Origin of the sequence: Candidatus Sodalis pierantonius str. SOPE, from assembly GCF_000517405.1 — a bacterium.
GTDB classification, from domain to species: Bacteria; Pseudomonadota; Gammaproteobacteria; order Enterobacterales; family Enterobacteriaceae; genus Sodalis_C; species Sodalis_C pierantonii.
Genome location: NZ_CP006568.1, coordinates 2,774,482 through 2,790,953, shown reverse-complemented (window position 1 = coordinate 2,790,953; position 16,472 = coordinate 2,774,482). Strand labels below are relative to the sequence as shown.

The 16,472-nt window shown below is 54.0% G+C and carries 13 protein-coding genes and 5 pseudogenes; 9 read left to right on the top strand and 9 right to left on the bottom strand.

All coding sequences use genetic code 11. From position 1 onward, the window contains the following. Positions 1-35: 35 nt before the first annotated feature. On the bottom strand, positions 36-848 hold the full coding sequence (locus SOPEG_RS14130; protein WP_025245829.1) for a mannosyl-3-phosphoglycerate phosphatase-related protein: 813 nt from the start codon (positions 846-848) through the stop codon (positions 36-38). 490 nt (positions 849-1,338) lie between these two features. Further along, positions 1,339-1,572, bottom strand: coding sequence for a YodD family protein (locus tag SOPEG_RS14125; RefSeq protein ID WP_025245828.1), 234 nt, complete (start codon positions 1,570-1,572; stop codon positions 1,339-1,341). A gap of 376 nt (positions 1,573-1,948) precedes the next feature. On the opposite strand from SOPEG_RS14125, the gene dsrB reads away from it, so the two are divergent. Continuing rightward, positions 1,949-2,155, top strand: a complete 207-nt coding sequence (dsrB, locus tag SOPEG_RS14120) for a protein DsrB (protein ID WP_025245827.1) — start codon at positions 1,949-1,951, stop codon at positions 2,153-2,155. A 179-nt stretch (positions 2,156-2,334) separates the two neighbouring features. On the opposite strand, the pseudogene rcsA (SOPEG_RS14110) reads toward dsrB, so the two are convergent. Beyond that, positions 2,335-2,655 (bottom strand): annotated as a pseudogene (gene rcsA, locus SOPEG_RS14110) (transcriptional regulator RcsA); the annotation flags it as partial. A gap of 76 nt (positions 2,656-2,731) precedes the next feature. On the opposite strand from rcsA (SOPEG_RS14110), the gene SOPEG_RS14105 reads away from it, so the two are divergent. Next, positions 2,732-3,655: an IS5-like element ISSoEn1 family transposase gene (locus SOPEG_RS14105; RefSeq protein WP_025243865.1), complete on the top strand. Its 924-nt coding sequence runs from the start codon at positions 2,732-2,734 to the stop codon at positions 3,653-3,655. 74 nt (positions 3,656-3,729) lie between these two features. On the opposite strand, the pseudogene rcsA (SOPEG_RS14100) reads toward SOPEG_RS14105, so the two are convergent. Continuing rightward, positions 3,730-4,032, bottom strand: a pseudogene (rcsA, locus tag SOPEG_RS14100) (transcriptional regulator RcsA); the annotation flags it as partial. A 1,155-nt stretch (positions 4,033-5,187) separates the two neighbouring features. On the opposite strand from rcsA (SOPEG_RS14100), the pseudogene otsB reads away from it, so the two are divergent. Next, a pseudogene (gene otsB / locus SOPEG_RS14095) lies at positions 5,188-5,988 on the top strand (trehalose-phosphatase). Then, positions 5,985-6,128 (top strand): annotated as a pseudogene (locus SOPEG_RS24920) (alpha,alpha-trehalose-phosphate synthase); the annotation flags it as partial. The pseudogenes otsB and SOPEG_RS24920, both read left to right, overlap by 4 nt. Positions 6,129-6,166: 38 nt before the next feature. Here SOPEG_RS24920 and SOPEG_RS14090 read toward each other — a convergent pair. Together SOPEG_RS14090 and SOPEG_RS14085 are read right to left on the bottom strand one after the other, a co-directional pair. After that, positions 6,167-7,375, bottom strand: a complete 1,209-nt coding sequence (locus tag SOPEG_RS14090) for an IS256-like element ISSoEn2 family transposase (protein ID WP_025244030.1) — start codon at positions 7,373-7,375, stop codon at positions 6,167-6,169. A gap of 60 nt (positions 7,376-7,435) precedes the next feature. Next, positions 7,436-7,846 carry a hypothetical protein gene (locus tag SOPEG_RS14085; RefSeq protein WP_025245824.1) on the bottom strand — a complete coding sequence of 137 codons (411 nt, stop codon included), beginning with the start codon at positions 7,844-7,846 and terminating at the stop codon, positions 7,436-7,438. Between the two features lie 535 nt (positions 7,847-8,381). On the opposite strand from SOPEG_RS14085, the gene SOPEG_RS14080 reads away from it, so the two are divergent. From SOPEG_RS14080 to SOPEG_RS14075, 3 genes and pseudogenes are all read left to right on the top strand, one after another. Continuing rightward, the gene (locus SOPEG_RS14080) at positions 8,382-9,164 is read left to right on the top strand and encodes a DUF1460 domain-containing protein (protein ID WP_081743016.1); all 783 of its coding nucleotides are present in this window, start codon (positions 8,382-8,384) and stop codon (positions 9,162-9,164) included. Positions 9,165-9,871: 707 nt separating this feature from the next. Continuing rightward, a complete protein-coding gene (locus tag SOPEG_RS29720; protein WP_236851481.1) occupies positions 9,872-10,081 on the top strand; it encodes a hypothetical protein in 210 nt (69 codons plus the stop codon). Beyond that, positions 9,994-11,238, top strand: a pseudogene (locus SOPEG_RS14075) (Nramp family divalent metal transporter). Before SOPEG_RS29720 ends, SOPEG_RS14075 begins: the two are co-directional and overlap by 88 nt. Positions 11,239-11,457: 219 nt before the next feature. Here the strand turns inward: SOPEG_RS14075 and lpxM are convergent. The 3 genes from lpxM to znuA form a co-directional block, all read right to left on the bottom strand. Continuing rightward, positions 11,458-12,420 carry a lauroyl-Kdo(2)-lipid IV(A) myristoyltransferase gene (gene lpxM, locus SOPEG_RS14070; RefSeq protein WP_025245822.1) on the bottom strand — a complete coding sequence of 321 codons (963 nt, stop codon included), beginning with the start codon at positions 12,418-12,420 and terminating at the stop codon, positions 11,458-11,460. A 100-nt stretch (positions 12,421-12,520) separates the two neighbouring features. Next, complete coding sequence (gene mepM / locus SOPEG_RS14065; RefSeq protein ID WP_025245821.1) at positions 12,521-13,846, bottom strand: murein DD-endopeptidase MepM; 1,326 nt, start codon at positions 13,844-13,846, stop codon at positions 12,521-12,523. 12 nt (positions 13,847-13,858) lie between these two features. Next, positions 13,859-14,830, bottom strand: coding sequence for a zinc ABC transporter substrate-binding protein ZnuA (gene znuA, locus SOPEG_RS14060; protein WP_071882306.1), 972 nt, complete (start codon positions 14,828-14,830; stop codon positions 13,859-13,861). Between the two features lie 73 nt (positions 14,831-14,903). On the opposite strand from znuA, the gene znuC reads away from it, so the two are divergent. Beyond that, positions 14,904-15,662 carry a zinc ABC transporter ATP-binding protein ZnuC gene (gene znuC, locus SOPEG_RS14055; protein WP_025245819.1) on the top strand — a complete coding sequence of 253 codons (759 nt, stop codon included), beginning with the start codon at positions 14,904-14,906 and terminating at the stop codon, positions 15,660-15,662. Beyond that, entirely contained in the window at positions 15,659-16,444 is a 786-nt protein-coding gene (znuB, locus tag SOPEG_RS14050; RefSeq protein ID WP_025245818.1) for a zinc ABC transporter permease subunit ZnuB, read from the top strand. The genes znuC and znuB overlap by 4 nt, the downstream gene beginning before the upstream one ends. Positions 16,445-16,472 lie beyond the last annotated feature (28 nt).

Genomic DNA, 16,472 nt, shown 5'->3' with positions numbered 1-16,472 from the left:
TGTTTTTTATTGAATTGTTATGGGTATGACCTCAATCACGCCTCGGTAATGAAATGGTTCAAACCTTCCACCCAACCTTCGGGTCCGTAGGCCTGGGTGCGATAAATGGACGGGTGCGCCGAGGACAGTACCACCGGCGTTTTACTGTATCCGCGGATAATCACGGCATAATTTACCGCGTCGAGCATGGATTGGTCGTTTGGGCCGTCCCCCAGACCTAGGGTTTGCCAGCGCCGGCCGTCGTGTTGGCGGTATTGTTCAAGAAGCCAGCGTACCGCGGCGCCTTTGCCGCTGCCTCGCGACATGACGTGGTAAAATCTGCCGCCCTCGGTGATGGCCAAATCCTCCGCCGCCAGTTCGGCGGCGAAAGCGGCAAGTCTGTCGTCGGTGTCGCGCCAAATAAACGCCTCCGAGGCTTGGCGAGTTTTGGCCAGCTGTGCCTCTTTCACGCTAAGACCGGTCCATTCCGCGACTTCATTGGCGGTCACATCGCCAAAGCCAAAAAACTTGTAGCCCTGCGCTTCGCGCAGACGCGTCATGACGGCGCGCAGGGCGGTGTAATCCTTACCGGTAAAGCCGCCGGCCGATACCTGTGCGTTTGGCCACCGCGCGTCAAGCTGTAAAGCGGCGCCGTTTTCAGCAATAAACGGTGCCCCTACCAAACCCAGTTGTGTTTGCAATGTGACGATTTCAGCCGTGGTTTTACTCGAGCAGATGACAATCGGTATGTCGTTGGCTTTCAATTTCGCCAGCCAGGGCGCGGCGGGCTGCCAGCTATAGGTATGGTGATCTAGCAAAGAACCATCTAAATCGGTTATCACCAATAGGGGGTCGGTCAAGCTCGGCATGCTGTTCTCCGCCTCGTTCACATCGTGGCGTCCACCGGGCCGCCTCTCCAGCCAATCAGTATATACGATGGCTTATTGATCTATGGGAATAAATGGTTATTTGAACGGTTGTTAAGCGGACAAATGTTAACCTGAAACTAAAAGCCTGTTTATGGGTTATCGGAATGCTCCTAATTTAGCGCAGAGTGGATTCCCCTGTACTTGCTATGGCAATAGCCGTCAGTCGATGAAAATAGTTATGTTAAACAACAATATATATTGATAATGATTTATGCGAACGACGTGCGGCCGTAGAGGAGACCGCTGGAAACCAGCGTAGAAACAGAAACAGACGTAACGTGACTTGCCAATTATTAGGAGCTATATAATATGGAAAAGGTAATCTGATTTACTAGTGTAACGAACTTTAAAATTCATCCCGCCAAGGCGGAATTTATGCTTCCCCGGTTTCCCCCGACCGGGGATTTTTTTGCGATCGCGCCCCGGCCGCTCAATTATTCACCTCATTGACGGTAAAATCGCGGATATCCAGTTCATAAGCCTCGGCCAGCTCGCCGAAGGTAGTGTATTGCCGTCCCTGTACGGTCACCATGTGCGCCTCTTTGTTATCCTCATGCTCTTGCACCGTTTCGCCGGTGATGTCGGCCACCGCGTTCAGCAAAGCGTCGACATCAATGCTGATTTCACGCTTCGTATGTTGGTTATATTCTTTGGCGAAAGCCATGATCGTCTCCCCAGGAAAGAGTGAAAAAGACAAATTCAGTATAGTCGAGAATAGTCGCGCCCGAGCTATTCTCCGCCAGAAGCCAGAAGCCAGAAGCCAGAAGCCAGAAGCCAGAAGCCAGAAGCCAGAAGCCAGAAGCCAGAAGCCAGATGCCCGAGGAGAGCCGATGTCAGAGACAAGATGCTCAAACGGACGGGAAAAGCCATTTGGGCTCAGCACGCCTTGTGGGGCGCGCCTTTCAATGGATCGCCTGGCGAAAGGACGCGGCGCTGGCCGTTGACGCGCGCAAGTTGGGCAGTCTTTCACACAATCTCGCTGGCGGCTGAGGGAAAAGTACATTTATACTACCCCTAAGTGAGTCGTAACGAGGAACGTCATGAAATTGCATGATCGAGTAACAGTTAAAACCGATGGCGGGCCGCGCCGGGAAGGGACCATTCTGGCGGTGGAGGAGTTTAGCGAGGGAGTTATGTATCTGGTCTCCCTTGACGATTATCCCACCGGCATTTGGTTTTTTAATGAGGTCAGTTCGTCGGACGGGATTTTTGTCGAGCCGCTTGTAGGTGAAGCGCAAACAAAATAAGCTATCGGCTATCGGCTATCGGCTATCGGCTATCGGCTATCGGCTATCGGCTATCGGCTATCGGCTATCGGCTATCGGCTATCGGTTATCGGCTATCGCTAGCCGTTTTTGCGGCGCCGGTAACAACACCGCTTCTAGCAACACGGTGCCGCGCCGGCGGAACGCACTATGCCGCCCCGTCAGCGCGCATTAACAAAAATACCCGAGGTGACGGTTTCCGTTAAACGCACGACGTGGTAAATCACCTGCTTATTATGGGTCTTGATTTTGCGTTTGATATTGCCTTTATGGGACGAGACCGTTTTGGCTTTGATCTGCATACTGTCGGAAATCTGTATCGTGTCCTGTCCCGACATCCACATGCGCAGCATATGAGATTCGGTTTGGCTCAGGCGCACGGGATTGATATCCAGACTCGTTAGATGCGTATGCTCGGTCACGCGATTTTTGCAGCATCCCGCAATGAGGGAATTGAGCGTGGCGGGCTTGATCGATTTCGATGGCTTTGTTGAATAAATCGAACTTTTAGGTGACTGGCGGCTCTGATCACTACATTCGTTTCAACATCAGGTCCCCATGGCAAAGCAAAAGTTTAAAATTACCAACTGGCCCGCATATAACAATGCGCTCAGGCAGCGGGGGGACCTGACAGTATGGCTTGATGAGTCAGCCATTGCTGCATGGACTGAGAGTACACCACCTGAACATCGTGGCCGGCCGCTTCACTACACCGATATGGCCATTACCACGGTTCTGATGATAAAGCGCGTGTTTAACCTTTCGCTCCGGGCGTTACAGGGTTTCGTTGACTCGATTTTTAAACTGATGGGGCTGTCGCTGCGCTGCCCAGATTACTCTCTGGTCAGCCGGCGAGCAAAAACCGTCGACATCAGCATAAAAACGCCAACCCGCGGCGAAATCTCACACCTGGTCATCGATGGCACCGGCCTGAAAGTCTTCGGCGAAGGCGAATGGAAAGTCAGGCAGCATGGGGCTGAGAGGCGCAGAGTATGGCGCAAGCTTCATCTGGCAGTAGATAGCGTGACACATGAAATTATCTGTGCCGATTTATCGCTAAGCGGTACGACAGATGCGCAGGCGCTGCCCGGGCTGATTAACCAAACCCACCGGAAAATCAGGGAAGCGTCGGCTGACAGTGCTTACGATACGCGTTACTGTCATGATGCTCTGCTGAGGAAAAAAATAAAGCCTCTTATCCCACCGCGAAGTGGTGCGCAATATTGGCCAGCTCGATACCATGAGCGTAACCATGCGGTGGCAAATCAGCATCTGAGCGGCAATAACGATACCTGGAAAAAGAAAGTAGGTTATCACCGGCGTTCACTGGCTGAAACGGCCATGTTCCGGTTTAAAACACTTCTGGGTGGTCATCTGAGTCTGCATGACTATGACGCGCAGGTAGGTGAGGCAATGGCAATGGTTAAAGCACTTAACCGGATCACACTGTTAGGAATGCCAAACAGCGTCCGCATCATGTAACAATCGCCCTGATAGGAAGGAAGTCGTCACAAATTTCGGATTTATTCAACAAAGCGGATTTCGATGTAATAATTAAGATTTTTGCGAACAAACAGATAATCTTCAAAATGGATGTTCGTCATCGCCATAAAAATGAAAAAAAGCGTTTCGGGATGAGCTGTAATAACGCGTTTAATTCTTCCCGTCGCATCAGGTTCATGAATAAAGCACTCTTCGTTGATGAACACCACCGCCGGCTTAAGCTTATCGCATTTGGCCTGAAGTTGCGCAATGTCATTTACCATATTGATATTTCGACGCTTTACCCCTGTTTCGGTCAAAAAGCCCGTCAGCCCTAGTCGGGTATAACTGCATGAGTCCATAATAATCGTTGCCATAGCGTACCCTCACTTGAATTTGTTTATCCATTTTACTCAACGATAAAATGCCCAAAAGCCTCACATCACTTCTGTACTTCTGAATTATTTTTTTAGGTCCATAGCAAATGTTTTAATCACAATGTGTGATCTTAATCAACGATATTTTTTTCGGACAACTCTTAAGGTGCACCATCAATCACCGTTTCTTAACAAATCGGCAAATCGCCGGGGTGCCTACCGCGCACAGAGCCGTCCAAAAATTCCCCCGCTGGCGTGGGAGACGCACCTCTCCATCGTATGAGGTGACTAGTAATAATCCTGTTTATTATTATCAATAATAAAGAATATTTTGCTAACTATACATAAGAAAAATTCATTAATTTGAGCGAAGAATTTTTGGCCACACTGTAAGCATGGAAATGATTTGTAATGTTTTGGTGCTAAAGTTTTTTATCGCTATTTTTCATGGTGTTAAACGTAATACGGCTAAAATATAGACAATTGAGAGTTGGATTTGCCGATATTTTAGGCTAGCGATGCTGCCCCCCCAAGGAGATTTGTAAATACTCATCCGGACACGGCAGCTTTGTGGCTTAAGATTAATTGACCTGAGCCGATGCGCCAACGCCTGCGCGGCCGGGTGGGAAAGGGCGTGAGGTGTTGGCGGTAGTCTCCCGGCCGCGCCGTCATCGCCGCTAGCGGGCGTTAATGACCACGCCTAGGGCGATGCCTCGACCGTCACCTTGGAGAGGTTTTGATGGAAGAACGGATAAAATTGTAAGCCGTGCGTTGTTTTTATGTTAAAAATAAACGGGTGGACGCGGGAGCAGGCCGTTAGCCGGGTTATGACAGAGTCGTTTTTCATGACTATACTTATTTTGCTATCACCGCCCACCGCCGCCCTGACTCAGGCGGTTCCAGAACCAGCCTCGAGAAGACCACCGTTTCGCTGGTCGCTGGTACCGGAACAAAGAAAGCTGGGTGCTGGTAAAGCACATACCAAGGAGCATGACGAAAACCTGAATTCACTTCATATTCTTGCACTCCTTTGAACTCCGCTTTCAATCTTGACTGTCAGGGCTGCCAGACCAGACCATGGGCGTACGCAATGAAATGTTGGACGATGCGCCGTGAAGAGCGCGCGTGAGCGGGACATAATGAGGAAAAAAAGGTATGACACCAAGTGATTCAATACCCCCGATAGTGTTGGCGGAAACCGCCTGTTTTTTTGATGTGGATGGAACGCTCGCCGGTATTGAAACGCGGCCTGAATAGGTCACCATCCCTGGCGATATCAAACGGGCGCTATGCGATCTGTCCGCCGCCGCCGGCGGTGCGCTGGCATTGGTTTCAGGCCGGCCCGTGGCTGAACTTGATAGCCTGAGCGCGCCGCTGCGCGGACCGGCCGCCGGTGTTCATGGCGCGGAGCGTCACGACGCCCGCGGGGAGTTCCACCGCGTGGCATTGTCAGGGACTATCGCCACCGCGCTGGCGCGTGAACTCAAACAGGCCATCGCGGCGTTTGACGGCTGCCATGTGGAAGATAAAGGGGTGGCGTTCGCTCTGCATTATAGTCAAGGGGAACACTATCGCGATCGGATCCTGGCGCTGGCGCTGGCGCTGGCGCAGGATATGGTCACACGGTATCCCGAACTGGTATTACAGCCCGGCAAATGTGTGGTTGAGCTTAAGCCGGCGGGCGTCGATAAAGGCGCGGCGATAGCGGCATTCATGCAAGAACCGCCGTTTGTCGGACGGACGCCGTTATTTATCGGCGACGACCTGACAGATGAAGCCGGTTTCAAACAGGTTAACGCTTTGCAGGGCATTTCGATTAAAGTCGGATCCGGCACGACGGTTGCCCGATACCATCTGGACGATGTGAGTCAGGTACACCGATGGATTCTGACATTGGCAAAACAACAAGAAAATCATCTTATTAAAATCAAAAACTCGGTTGGGGAGGGTTTATGAGTCGCCTAGTGGTAGTATCAAATCGAATAGCGGCTATTGAAGGTAAAAAGGAAAGCGCAGGTGGCCTGGCCGTCGGCATAATGGATTCACTTAAAGATCAGGGCGGATTGTGGTTTGGCTGGAATGGCAAAATAAGCGAAGAAGGACCCTGTACACGATTCTGTGTAAATGCCTTTTCTCAGAAGTGACCGTCCAGGCGGTCACCGAACTCGATAATAAAGCGGCTCATTGCCATGCGCCAGTCCCTCAAAGGCATTGTCCATTTCTGTGAGGCCGCCTGTATCGCCAGCCACACCACCTTTTTCACTGCGTCGTCGGTCGGGAACACCTTGCGCTTTTTGATGGCATGCCGGATCACGCTGTTTAACGACTCGATGGCGTTGGTCGTGTAGATCACCTTGCGGATGTCCGTTGGGTAGGCAAAGAACGTGGCCAGATTGGCCCAGTTTGCCTGCCAGCTTCGACTTATTTGCGGGTAGCGGATGTCCCAGGCACTGGAGAACGCTTCCAGCGCCTGCAAGCCGGCTTCTTCCGTAGGGGCCTGATAGATAGCTTTCAGGTCGCGGGTGACGGCCTTGTAGTCCTTCCAGGAGACGAACCGCAGGCTGTTGCGCACCATATGTACGATACACAGCTGGAGCCGCGCCTCCGGATACACCGCGTTAATAGCGTCAGGGAAACCTTTCAGCCCGTCTACGCAGGCGATAAGGATATCGTTCAGGCCGCGGTTTTTCAGCTCTGTCAGCACGTTCAGCCAGAACTTTGCGCCTTCATTTTCGGCCAGCCACATACCTAGCAACTCTTTCTGGCCTTCGATGTTGATGCCCAGCGCCAGGAACACAGATTTGTTGATGATGCGGCTGTCCTGCCGGACTTTTAGAACGATACAGTCAAGATAAACAATGGGATAGACTGCATCCAGAGGCCGGTTTTGCCATTCGACAACCTGCTCCATGACCGCATCGGTGACCTTTGAGACCAGCGCCGGCGAGACATCGGCGTCATACAGCTCTTTGAACGCGGCGGCGATCTCGCGGGTGGTCATCCCTTTGGCGTACAACGATAAAATCTGGTTATCCATCCCGGTAATCCGGGTCTGGTTCTTCTTCACCAGTTGCGGTTCAAAGGAACCGTCACGATCGCGCGGAGTACGCAGCGCCAGCGGGCCATCGCCAGTGGTAACGGTTTTTGTGGAATAGCCGTTGCGGGCGTTGGTCCCCGGTTTAGGCTGATTTTTATCGTAGCCGAGGTGATGGGTCATTTCGGCATTGAGAGCTGCTTCGACGCTGATTTTTTTCAGCAGCCGATCGAAGTGACTGAGATCTTCAGGGGTTTTGAGATTTTTGGCCAGTTCGTTAGCCAGAGCCTGCAACTGTTTTTCGTCCATAAATTAACCTGTTTTTGATGTTGGATTGAACATATCAAAATCAGGCAAATACACAAATTTCTAAACAGGCTCGCTCTTCGCTTTGGCCCTCGCCTGTCTATACTGCTCGTAGTGCTTTAATAATGCCCTCGTGTAATACTCTTGGCGAGGGTCTGTCTTCTCCGGGGCGGCGCATACGATTATTTCACCGTTATTTTCGTTAAAAACGCGGCTTTTTAAGAAATCGGTTTCTTGCTGATTCAATATCGTCCTGGCGAGCGGTTTGTCGGCATACAGTAACGTTAACATATAACTGTCATTACCGTTAATCTGCCATGCAATACGGTAGTGTTGTCGATATTCCACCTTACTGTGATCCATCATTTTCATCAGACCCAAAAGCGGCCGCCAATGACTCTCTATGGTTTCATTCCACAAAGAGCAGGGTTTATCATAACAAAATAACTGATGTATTTCTTTGTAATCATCCATTCGACTTTTGCCGGAAAACACACGTCCGCAAAATTCGATGAATTTTTCCCTTGCGCTAAAGACAAAGTGGGCCTCAAGGGCGCCATTGAATAATTCATCCGTGCACGCGATTTCCTGGCCCTATTGCCGCAGGTCGCCAGCGTGACATGCGATCCTCCCATAACACCTCCTTTGTCGCGCGACTGCGCCGTCATCCCATCGGTACGGCGGCGTCACCTCTCCCTCTCCCTTAGCGGACATCAAACCCATGGCGGGCGGTATCCTTGTCATCGCTTAACGTTATATTGCCCCGCGGCGTATGCCGCCCCAAGAATAAACGTCAAGCCGTACAGTTTACGATATGCCACTCTTAATACAGCTACCACACCAGTTAAAGAGTTAATAAATTAATTAGATCATAATTTATATCGACACCATTATCTTACAGCGCCATAGATAGATATAAATGAAATAACAACAGAAAGCAGGTTGGTTTTGATATTGAGTAGGAATTCCCTTCAACTTTATCTTCGTTTACCGCCATAAGGAAATTACCATGCGTTTATACCTGCTCATTCCCTTGTGCCTTTTATTATCGGCATGTTCACCCAAAAATTATTCGCTGGCCATGGATGCCATCAGTGCGGAGAAAGCGCAGCATATCATCAATTATATACAGGCACACAGACAGGATAGCCGCGGGGAATTAATTGAACAGGTTTCGCAATCGTTTCTTGGTACGCCGTATCAGGCCAATACCTTAATCAGCTCGGCGACGGAGCCCGAAAAACTGGTGGTAGATTTCAACGGCGTCGACTGCTTCACCTTTCTTGATTACGTCAATGCGCTGAGCCAGTCGGCAAACAGAACGGATTTCCTCGAACAACTGGTGAAAACCCGCTACAAAGAAAGCCAGGTGTCCTTTGTTAACCGCAAACATTTCTTCACGGATTGGTTTGCGAGCCAGCCGCGCAATGCGATGGATATCACCGCGCACATTAGTCCTAGGGCCAAGGTGGTTCATAAACACCTAAATCTGAAAGCGGATGGCGGTAAATTTATTCCCGCTATCGGGGTATTCGAGCGCGACATTACCTACATCCCCGCGGGCGACTTGGATCAGGCCGCGCTGAACGCAATCCATTCAGGGGACTATATTGGTATTTATTCCAAACTTGACGGACTGGATGTTTCCCATGTGGGCATCGCCATCAGGAAAGGAGACGAACTCTATTATCGCAATGCATCTTCTTTGCAGCGTAACCGCAGAGTGGTAGATACGCCCTTCATGGAATATATGCAAAGCAAACCCGGTATTGTGGTTTTGCGCGCATTGTAAAACAAAGCGACCTTGACGACCCTGCCTTGCGGGCCCGTCTCACGTTTGCTCAAGCAGTCTGCGTCGGAGACGGGCCGCTGCGATCGCTCCACCCCCTCGCAAGCGGATTGCGCGATCTCCCGTCTCGCCAAGCTTGTACAGGGCGGTATAGGATCACCATCACCTGGATGCCCCTCTCTTCTGGCGTCAGCGCCGTTGCCGCCAGAGTGGCGGCTGACGCGAGCGGATCGGCGGGCGAGAGCCTCAAAGCCGAACACCTAGGCGCAATACGATACTGCGACTTGCGCGCAAGCCGGTGAGGGCCATCCTCCGCTAGCGCATCAGCGCCGTGGCGGCGGGCGCCAACCGCATGGGTGTGCCGCCGTCCTGTAAAGTGCCATCGCCAAGCAGCAAGCTCAACCTCCCCTAAACAGCCTCGGATTAGTCCGCCGCCTTCCCCACGCACCCCTTATTATTTGCTGCCGTATACGCGATGATTGCCCGCGCCTCGTGCAGATAGGGCACTAAGGATCTTCAAGACGTCCGAGGTTCGTCACTGCCCGCTGGGGAAGCCTGCGCTAAAGCCCCTGCGCTGAGGAGAGGACCGGCGCTACGCGCGCAGGTCGCCGCCTGCCTGGTGTAAACCGAGGCTCAACGAGCTTTTAATTGATAACGAATCTCATTACCATTTATAATAAAATCACTTTTTGTCACCGCTTTCGGTCAATTTGGAAGAAAATATGGAAATAGTCAGAAAGAACAGTCTGGAAGAAATTAACGGTACGATCCCCGTTCCGGCGGGGAAAGGCGGATTTTTTAGAAAACTGTTTGCTTTTTCGGGGCCTGGCGCATTGGTCGCGGTCGGCTATATGGATCCCGGCAACTGGATAACCTCGATTCAGGGGGGGCACTCTACAGCTATCTTCTGCTGTCGGTAATACTGATTTCCAGTCTGATTGCGATGCTGCTCCAGGTCATGTGCGCCAAATTGGGTATCGTCACGGGAATGGATTTAGCGCAGGCAACGAAAGCCCTGGTCGGCAAGCGCACCGCCGCCGCGCTCTGGGTCACCACCGAATTAGCCATTATCGCTACGGAGATTGCCGAGGTCATCGGTAGCGCCATCGCGTTAAATTTACTTTTCAAGATCCCGCTGTTACTGGGTGTGATGATCACCGTGCTGGACGTGTTTCTCCTGCTGGCCTTGATGAAGTTTGGTATCAGAAAAATCGAGGCGCTGGTCTTTACGCTCATCGCCACGATCTTTATTATTTTTGCCTATGAGGTGGCGCTCGCCAACCCCGACCTGGCGCAAATTGCCCACGCGTTCATCCAGCAAAGGGAGATCCTCACCGCGCATGTGGCGGGCGGCGATTCCGCTTTTTTCATCGCGTTGGGGATCGTGGGAGCCACCGTGATGCCGCACAACCTCTACCTCCACTCTTCCATCGTACAATCGCATCAATACGACCGCAGTGACGAGCGAGCGGTGAAAGAGGCTATCCGCTACGCGACCATTGATTCCAATGTCCAGTTGGGATTCTCCTTTATCATTAATTGATTACTTCTTATTCTCGGCGCCGCGCTATTTTGTGGCAAAAACCCGGATGATATCGGCCGTATTGCCCAGCTGTACGATGCCCTGCAGGATCACAGCATGGTTGGCGCCATTGCCAGCGCCACCCTGGCAACGTTATTCGCCGTTGCGCTGCTGGCTTCCGGTCAGAATGCCACTATTACGGGGACCTTAACCGGGCAAATCGTGATGGAAGGCTTCATCAATTTCCGGCTCCCGCTGTGGCAGCGGCGCCTGATTACGCGCCTGATTGCTATTCTGCCGGTTGTGGCCTGCATCTACCTATGGGGAGATAAAGGGGATGTGGTTGAGAAACTCCTGGTCTATACCCAGGTCTTTTTGAGCATCGCCTTACCGATTTCAATGATCCCGCTGCTGTATTTAACCTCATCCAGAAAGCGAATGGGCAAGTTTGTCAATTGCAAACCTTTTATGGTACTTGGCTGGCTGGCCACCGCGGTGTTGGTGGTCTTAAACCTCCAGCTCATCATCGAAACAGTGCGAATGCTGTTCGGCTGAGAAACATTGCGTCGTGGATAGGCCGGGTTCAGTTGCGCAACAGCGTGGCTACAGCATTGCGCGCGGCTAATGCGCATAGTTCAACGGAGGAGCGTGGTCGGGTGAAAGTGAATCTCACGACAACGCCAGGCCGCGTCGCGCGGCCCTCCCGCTGGCCGCCCACGTCGGCCAAGCGCGGCCCCAGCACGCGGGTTTTCGCGCTCTTTGTGGGCCGGGCTTTCAGCGAGAGGGGCGTTTATAGGGGTTGGGATCGCCAGGCTTGCGGGTTTTAAGCAGTTTTAGCACCCAGGTATATTGTTCAGGGTTTGGACGCACCAGCGTTTCCACCGCTTCATTCATGCGGCGCGCCACGGTAGCAGCATCGGCATCCGTTAACGCTTCCATCGGCGTCAGAATATGAATATGCAGCAGGCTGGTGTTGCCATCGTAGACCGGGAACAAGGGAACAACCGTGGCGCGGCAGACTTTCATCAGACGGCCGATAGCCGGCAGCGTCGCTTTGTAGGTGGCAAAGAAATCCACAAACTCACTGTGCTCGGCGCCATGATCCTGATCCGGTAAATAATACCCCCAAGACCCCTGGCGCACCGAGCTGATAAAGGGTTTGATACCGTCGTTGCGTGCGTGCATACGGCCGCCAAAACGCCGACGCACGCGATTCCACATATAATCCACCAGCTCATTGCGCTGATTGTGGAACATGGCCGCCATTTTTTGGCCGCGCGCCGCCATTAGCATCGCCGGCACATCCACCGCCCAGCCGTGAGGCACCAAAAAAATGACATTGCGCCCCTCTTCCTGAAGCCGATTTAGCAATTCGTCGCCATGCCAGCGCACGCGCGCCAGCACCCGCTGCGGATCGCGGCAGGCCAGCTCGGCCATGAGGATGGTGGATTGCGTCACGCAGGCGAACATGTCGTCAATAATGGTTTCCCGCTGCTCTGCGGCGATTTCCGGCAGGCAGTAGGCCAAATTGACCTGCGCGCGAAAGCGCGCCTTGTGCGCAACGCGACCAACCGCGCGGCCCAACGCGCCCAGCACGGGATCGCGCAGCCGCGGCGGGATCCAGGCGGCGGCGGCGATGGCGCCTATCCCCAGCCAGACACCCCAATAACGTGGGGCGTAGAATGCGTTTTTGAATGTCGGGATGAACTCTATCTGTCCGTTTTGCTTATTTTCCATGCCTGCCTTTCTCAATGCTTGTCATCGCGCAGTTACCGCGGCTAACCGCATTATAAAGAAAAAAGCAGCCGATGCAGGATCGGCCGCTGATGGCGTCATGTCAGTTTAACTGCAGCTGAGGCAGCATCTGTTTGACTTGGGCGAGATATTCGGCGCGATCGCTGCCGGTCAGCTCTTCGGTGCGCGGCAGTTTGGCGGTCAGGGGGTTGACCGCCTGCTGGTTGATCCAGACTTCATAATGCAAATGGGGGCCGGTTGAGCGCCCGGTATTGCCGGACAAGGCAATGCGATCGCCGCGTTTCACTTTCTGTCCCGACTTCACCAACAATTTCTTCAGATGCATATAGCGGGTCATGTATTGGCGGCCGTGGCGGATGGCCACATAGTTACCGGCGGCACCGTCCCTTTTGCTGACCATCACCTCGCCGTCGCCCACCGCCAGCACCGGCGTACCGACCGGAACGGCGAAATCGACGCCGCGATGGGGCGCGATACGGCCGGTAACGGGGTTAAGCCTGCGTGGATTGAAATTGGAGGAGACGCGGAATTGTTTCACGGTGGGGAAACGCATAAAACCCCGGGCGAGACCGGCGGCATCGCGGTTATAGAATTTACCGTCATCCGCGCGGAACGCGTAATAATCTTTCCCGCCTGTCCGTAAGCGCACGCCGAGCAATTGACTTTGGGCGCTCTTGCCGTCCAGCATCTCCCTCGAGGTCAGAACCGAGAACTGATCCCCTTTACGCAACTTGCGGAAATCCAGCTGCCACTGCAACGCTTTGATCACCGCGTTGATATCGCTGCCCGTCAAACCGGCTGCGCGGACGCTGGTGACGAAACTGCCGTTGAGCTGGCCGGTCAAGGTGGTGTTGCGCCACTCGCCGGTCATATTGGCGATGCTTTCCTTGAAACCGCCGTTCACGCGATCATAGGTGCGCGTTTCGCGGCGGGAAACATCCCAGGTCAGGCGCTGCAAATCGCCCTCGGCGGTCAGCGTCCAGGAGAGGGACTGGCCTATCTTCAAACTGCGCAACGCGGGATTTTGCTGAGCCAGCGCGGTGACGTCGGCGATATCGATGCCGTACTGGGTGAGGACACTGCTTAGGGTATCGCCGGTGGAGATAACATACTCATGCACGCCGGCCTCCCCTTCCCCGCGTTCGTCCAGTTCATCCTTCGGAATATCTTCGTCGCTGTCCGGGGTGGTCTGGTCGAGGGGTTCGCTGGCCTCGGGCGTCAGCTCGCGCAATTGATGGTCTTCCAGCGGAATGATGCGGCTGGCGGGCCGTTCCACTACCGGGGAGTAGATATAGGGTCGCCAAACGGCGACGGCTAAAGTGACTATGGTCAGCGACCCCAGCATGACACGGTGGGGTCGCGGCAGATGATTAAACGCCAGGGCGAAAGAGCGGGCTATCTGCTGCACTAATAACTATCCTCATGTGTTCTTCTCCAAGCAGCTTACGTACTGGTTCGCCAATTGCGACAGAAAGCGCGCGTAGCTTTCCTTGTCCAAGGCGATACCCATTCCCAGCGGGTCCAAGGTGCCAATATGCACGGATGTCCCGCGGGCGACGGCGTTGATAACGGCTGGCCTGAATTGTGGCTCAGCAAAAATACAGGTCGCTTTTTGCTCAACCAACTGTGTTCTGATTTTGTGTAAAACCTGGGCGCCGGGTTGTATTTCGGGATTGATGGTGAAATATCCTAACGGCGTCAGGCCATAGTATGTTTCAAAATACCCATACGCATCGTGAAATACGTAATACCCTTTAGCGCGAACGAGTGCTAGCATTATAGCGATATTTTTGTCATTTTTTGTCAAGAGGGCGTTGAAAATTCGCAGATTATCGTCCAATTGTTGTTTCTTTTCGGGCATTAACTCCACCAAACGGTCATGGACTGCCTCTGCCGTGCGCCGAGCAATGGTCGGCGACAGCCACAGATGCATATTATATTCGCCGTGGTGATGGCCGTCGTCGCCACCGTCATCGTGGTCATGCCCATGATTTTCATGCACTTCTTCGCCACCTTTTTGCAATAGCGGCTTAACGGACGGCAGGCTGGCCAGGGTAATGCGCCGCGCGGCAGGCAGCGAGGAGGCGGATCCGGAGAGAAACGCCTCCATTTCCGGCCCTACCCACACCAGCACATCGGCTTTCTTTAACCGCAGCGCATCCGTCGGCCGCAAAGCATAATCATGGGGCGAGGCGCCATCGGGCAACACTATCTCCACCGGCATAACGCCATCGGCGACGGCGGCGGCGATAAACCCCAGCGGGCGGAGCGAGGCAACAACCGCCGCCTGCGCGTTGACGCCCGTCGCCATCCCTAACGCGGCGCCAAGGCAGACGAAACGGCAGGTACGACCAACGGCGCGCAGAAAAGCGGCGGGATAGGATGCAGGCATGGCAATATTCTCATCGGCAACGAAGCGGATTGTTATGTTATAATAACGCGGCAATTTAACAACCGTAATCATCATGACCGATTTGGTAATTCTGGAACACATCGGCGTCGCCTTTGGCCGTAAAGCGGTGCTGCACGATATCTCTTTCACCCTGCGCCCCGGTAACATTCTTACGCTGCTGGGCCCGAACGGCGCCGGCAAGTCGACGCTGGTGCGGGTGGTGCTCGGGCTTATCGCCCCTACTGAGGGGACGCTAAAGCGCCAGCCCAAACTGCGTATGGGGTATGTCCCGCAAAAAATACATCTGGACCCGACGTTGCCGCTGACGGTGGAACGCTTTATGCGTCTGCGGCCGGGCGTCAAAAAAAGCGATATAGCGCCGTCGCTGGCGCGGGTACAGGCGCAACATTTGCAGACGGCGCCCATGCAGAAACTTTCCGGGGGAGAGATGCAGCGGGTGCTACTGGCGCGTGCCCTGCTCAATTCACCACAGCTATTGGTGCTGGACGAGCCGACGCAGGGCGTGGATGTCAACGGCCAGGTGGCGCTGTATGATTTAATCGACAACATTCGCCGGGCCCTCGGTTGCGCAGTGTTGATGGTATCGCATGATTTACATCTGGTGATGGCGAAAACCGATGAAGTACTGTGCCTTAATCACCATATCTGCTGTTCCGGCACGCCGGATGTCGTCTCGGCCCACCCTGATTTTATCGCCATGTTCGGCCAGCGCGGACCGGCGCCGCTCGCGATCTACCACCATCATCATAACCACCGCCACGATTTGCAGGGCGAGGTCGTGCCGCCCGCGCAGGGGGGCCTGTCGCCATGATTGAATTATTGCTCCCAAGCTGGTTCGCCGGCGTGCTGTTATCGCTGGCGGCCGGTCCCCTCGGCGCCTTCGTGGTGTGGCGCAAAATGTCGTATTTCGGCGATACCCTCGCCCACGCCTCGCTGTTAGGCGTCGCTTTCGGCCTGTTGCTGGATATCAATCCGTTCTACGCGGTGATCGCGGTTACGCTGGCGCAGGCGCTCGGGCTGGTATGGCTGGAACGCTTCCCCCAGTTGGCTATCGATACGTTGTTGGGCATCATGGCGCACGGTTCGCTCTCCCTGGGCCTGGTCGTGGTCAGCCTGATGCAGGGGGTGCGGGTCGATTTGATGGCCTATCTGTTTGGCGATCTGCTGGCGGTCACGCCGCAGGACATTGCGCTGGTGGGCGCGGGGGTCTCAGTAGTGCTAACGCTTATCTTGTGGCAATGGCGCGCGCTGTTGTCCGTGACCATCAGCCCCGAATTGGCCCACGTAGACGGTATCCCCCTGCCCCGCGTCAAGCTGTTGTTGATGCTGGTCACCGCGCTGACCATCGGGCTGGCGATGAAGTTTGTCGGTGCGTTGATTATTACTTCGCTGCTCATCATTCCCGCCGCGGCTGCCCGCCGTTGTGCGCGTAGCCCGGAGCAGATGGCGTTATACGCTACCCTCGCGGGCGCGCTGGCGGTCATCGGCGGATTGGCCTTTTCCGCGCTCTACGATACGCCGGCCGGTCCGTCCGTTGTGCTGTGCGCCTCGGTGCTGTTCCTACTCAGCCTGAGCGTCAAAGCGCGCGCTTGACCGCCGAGGGCGGCGCAGGACACCCTGT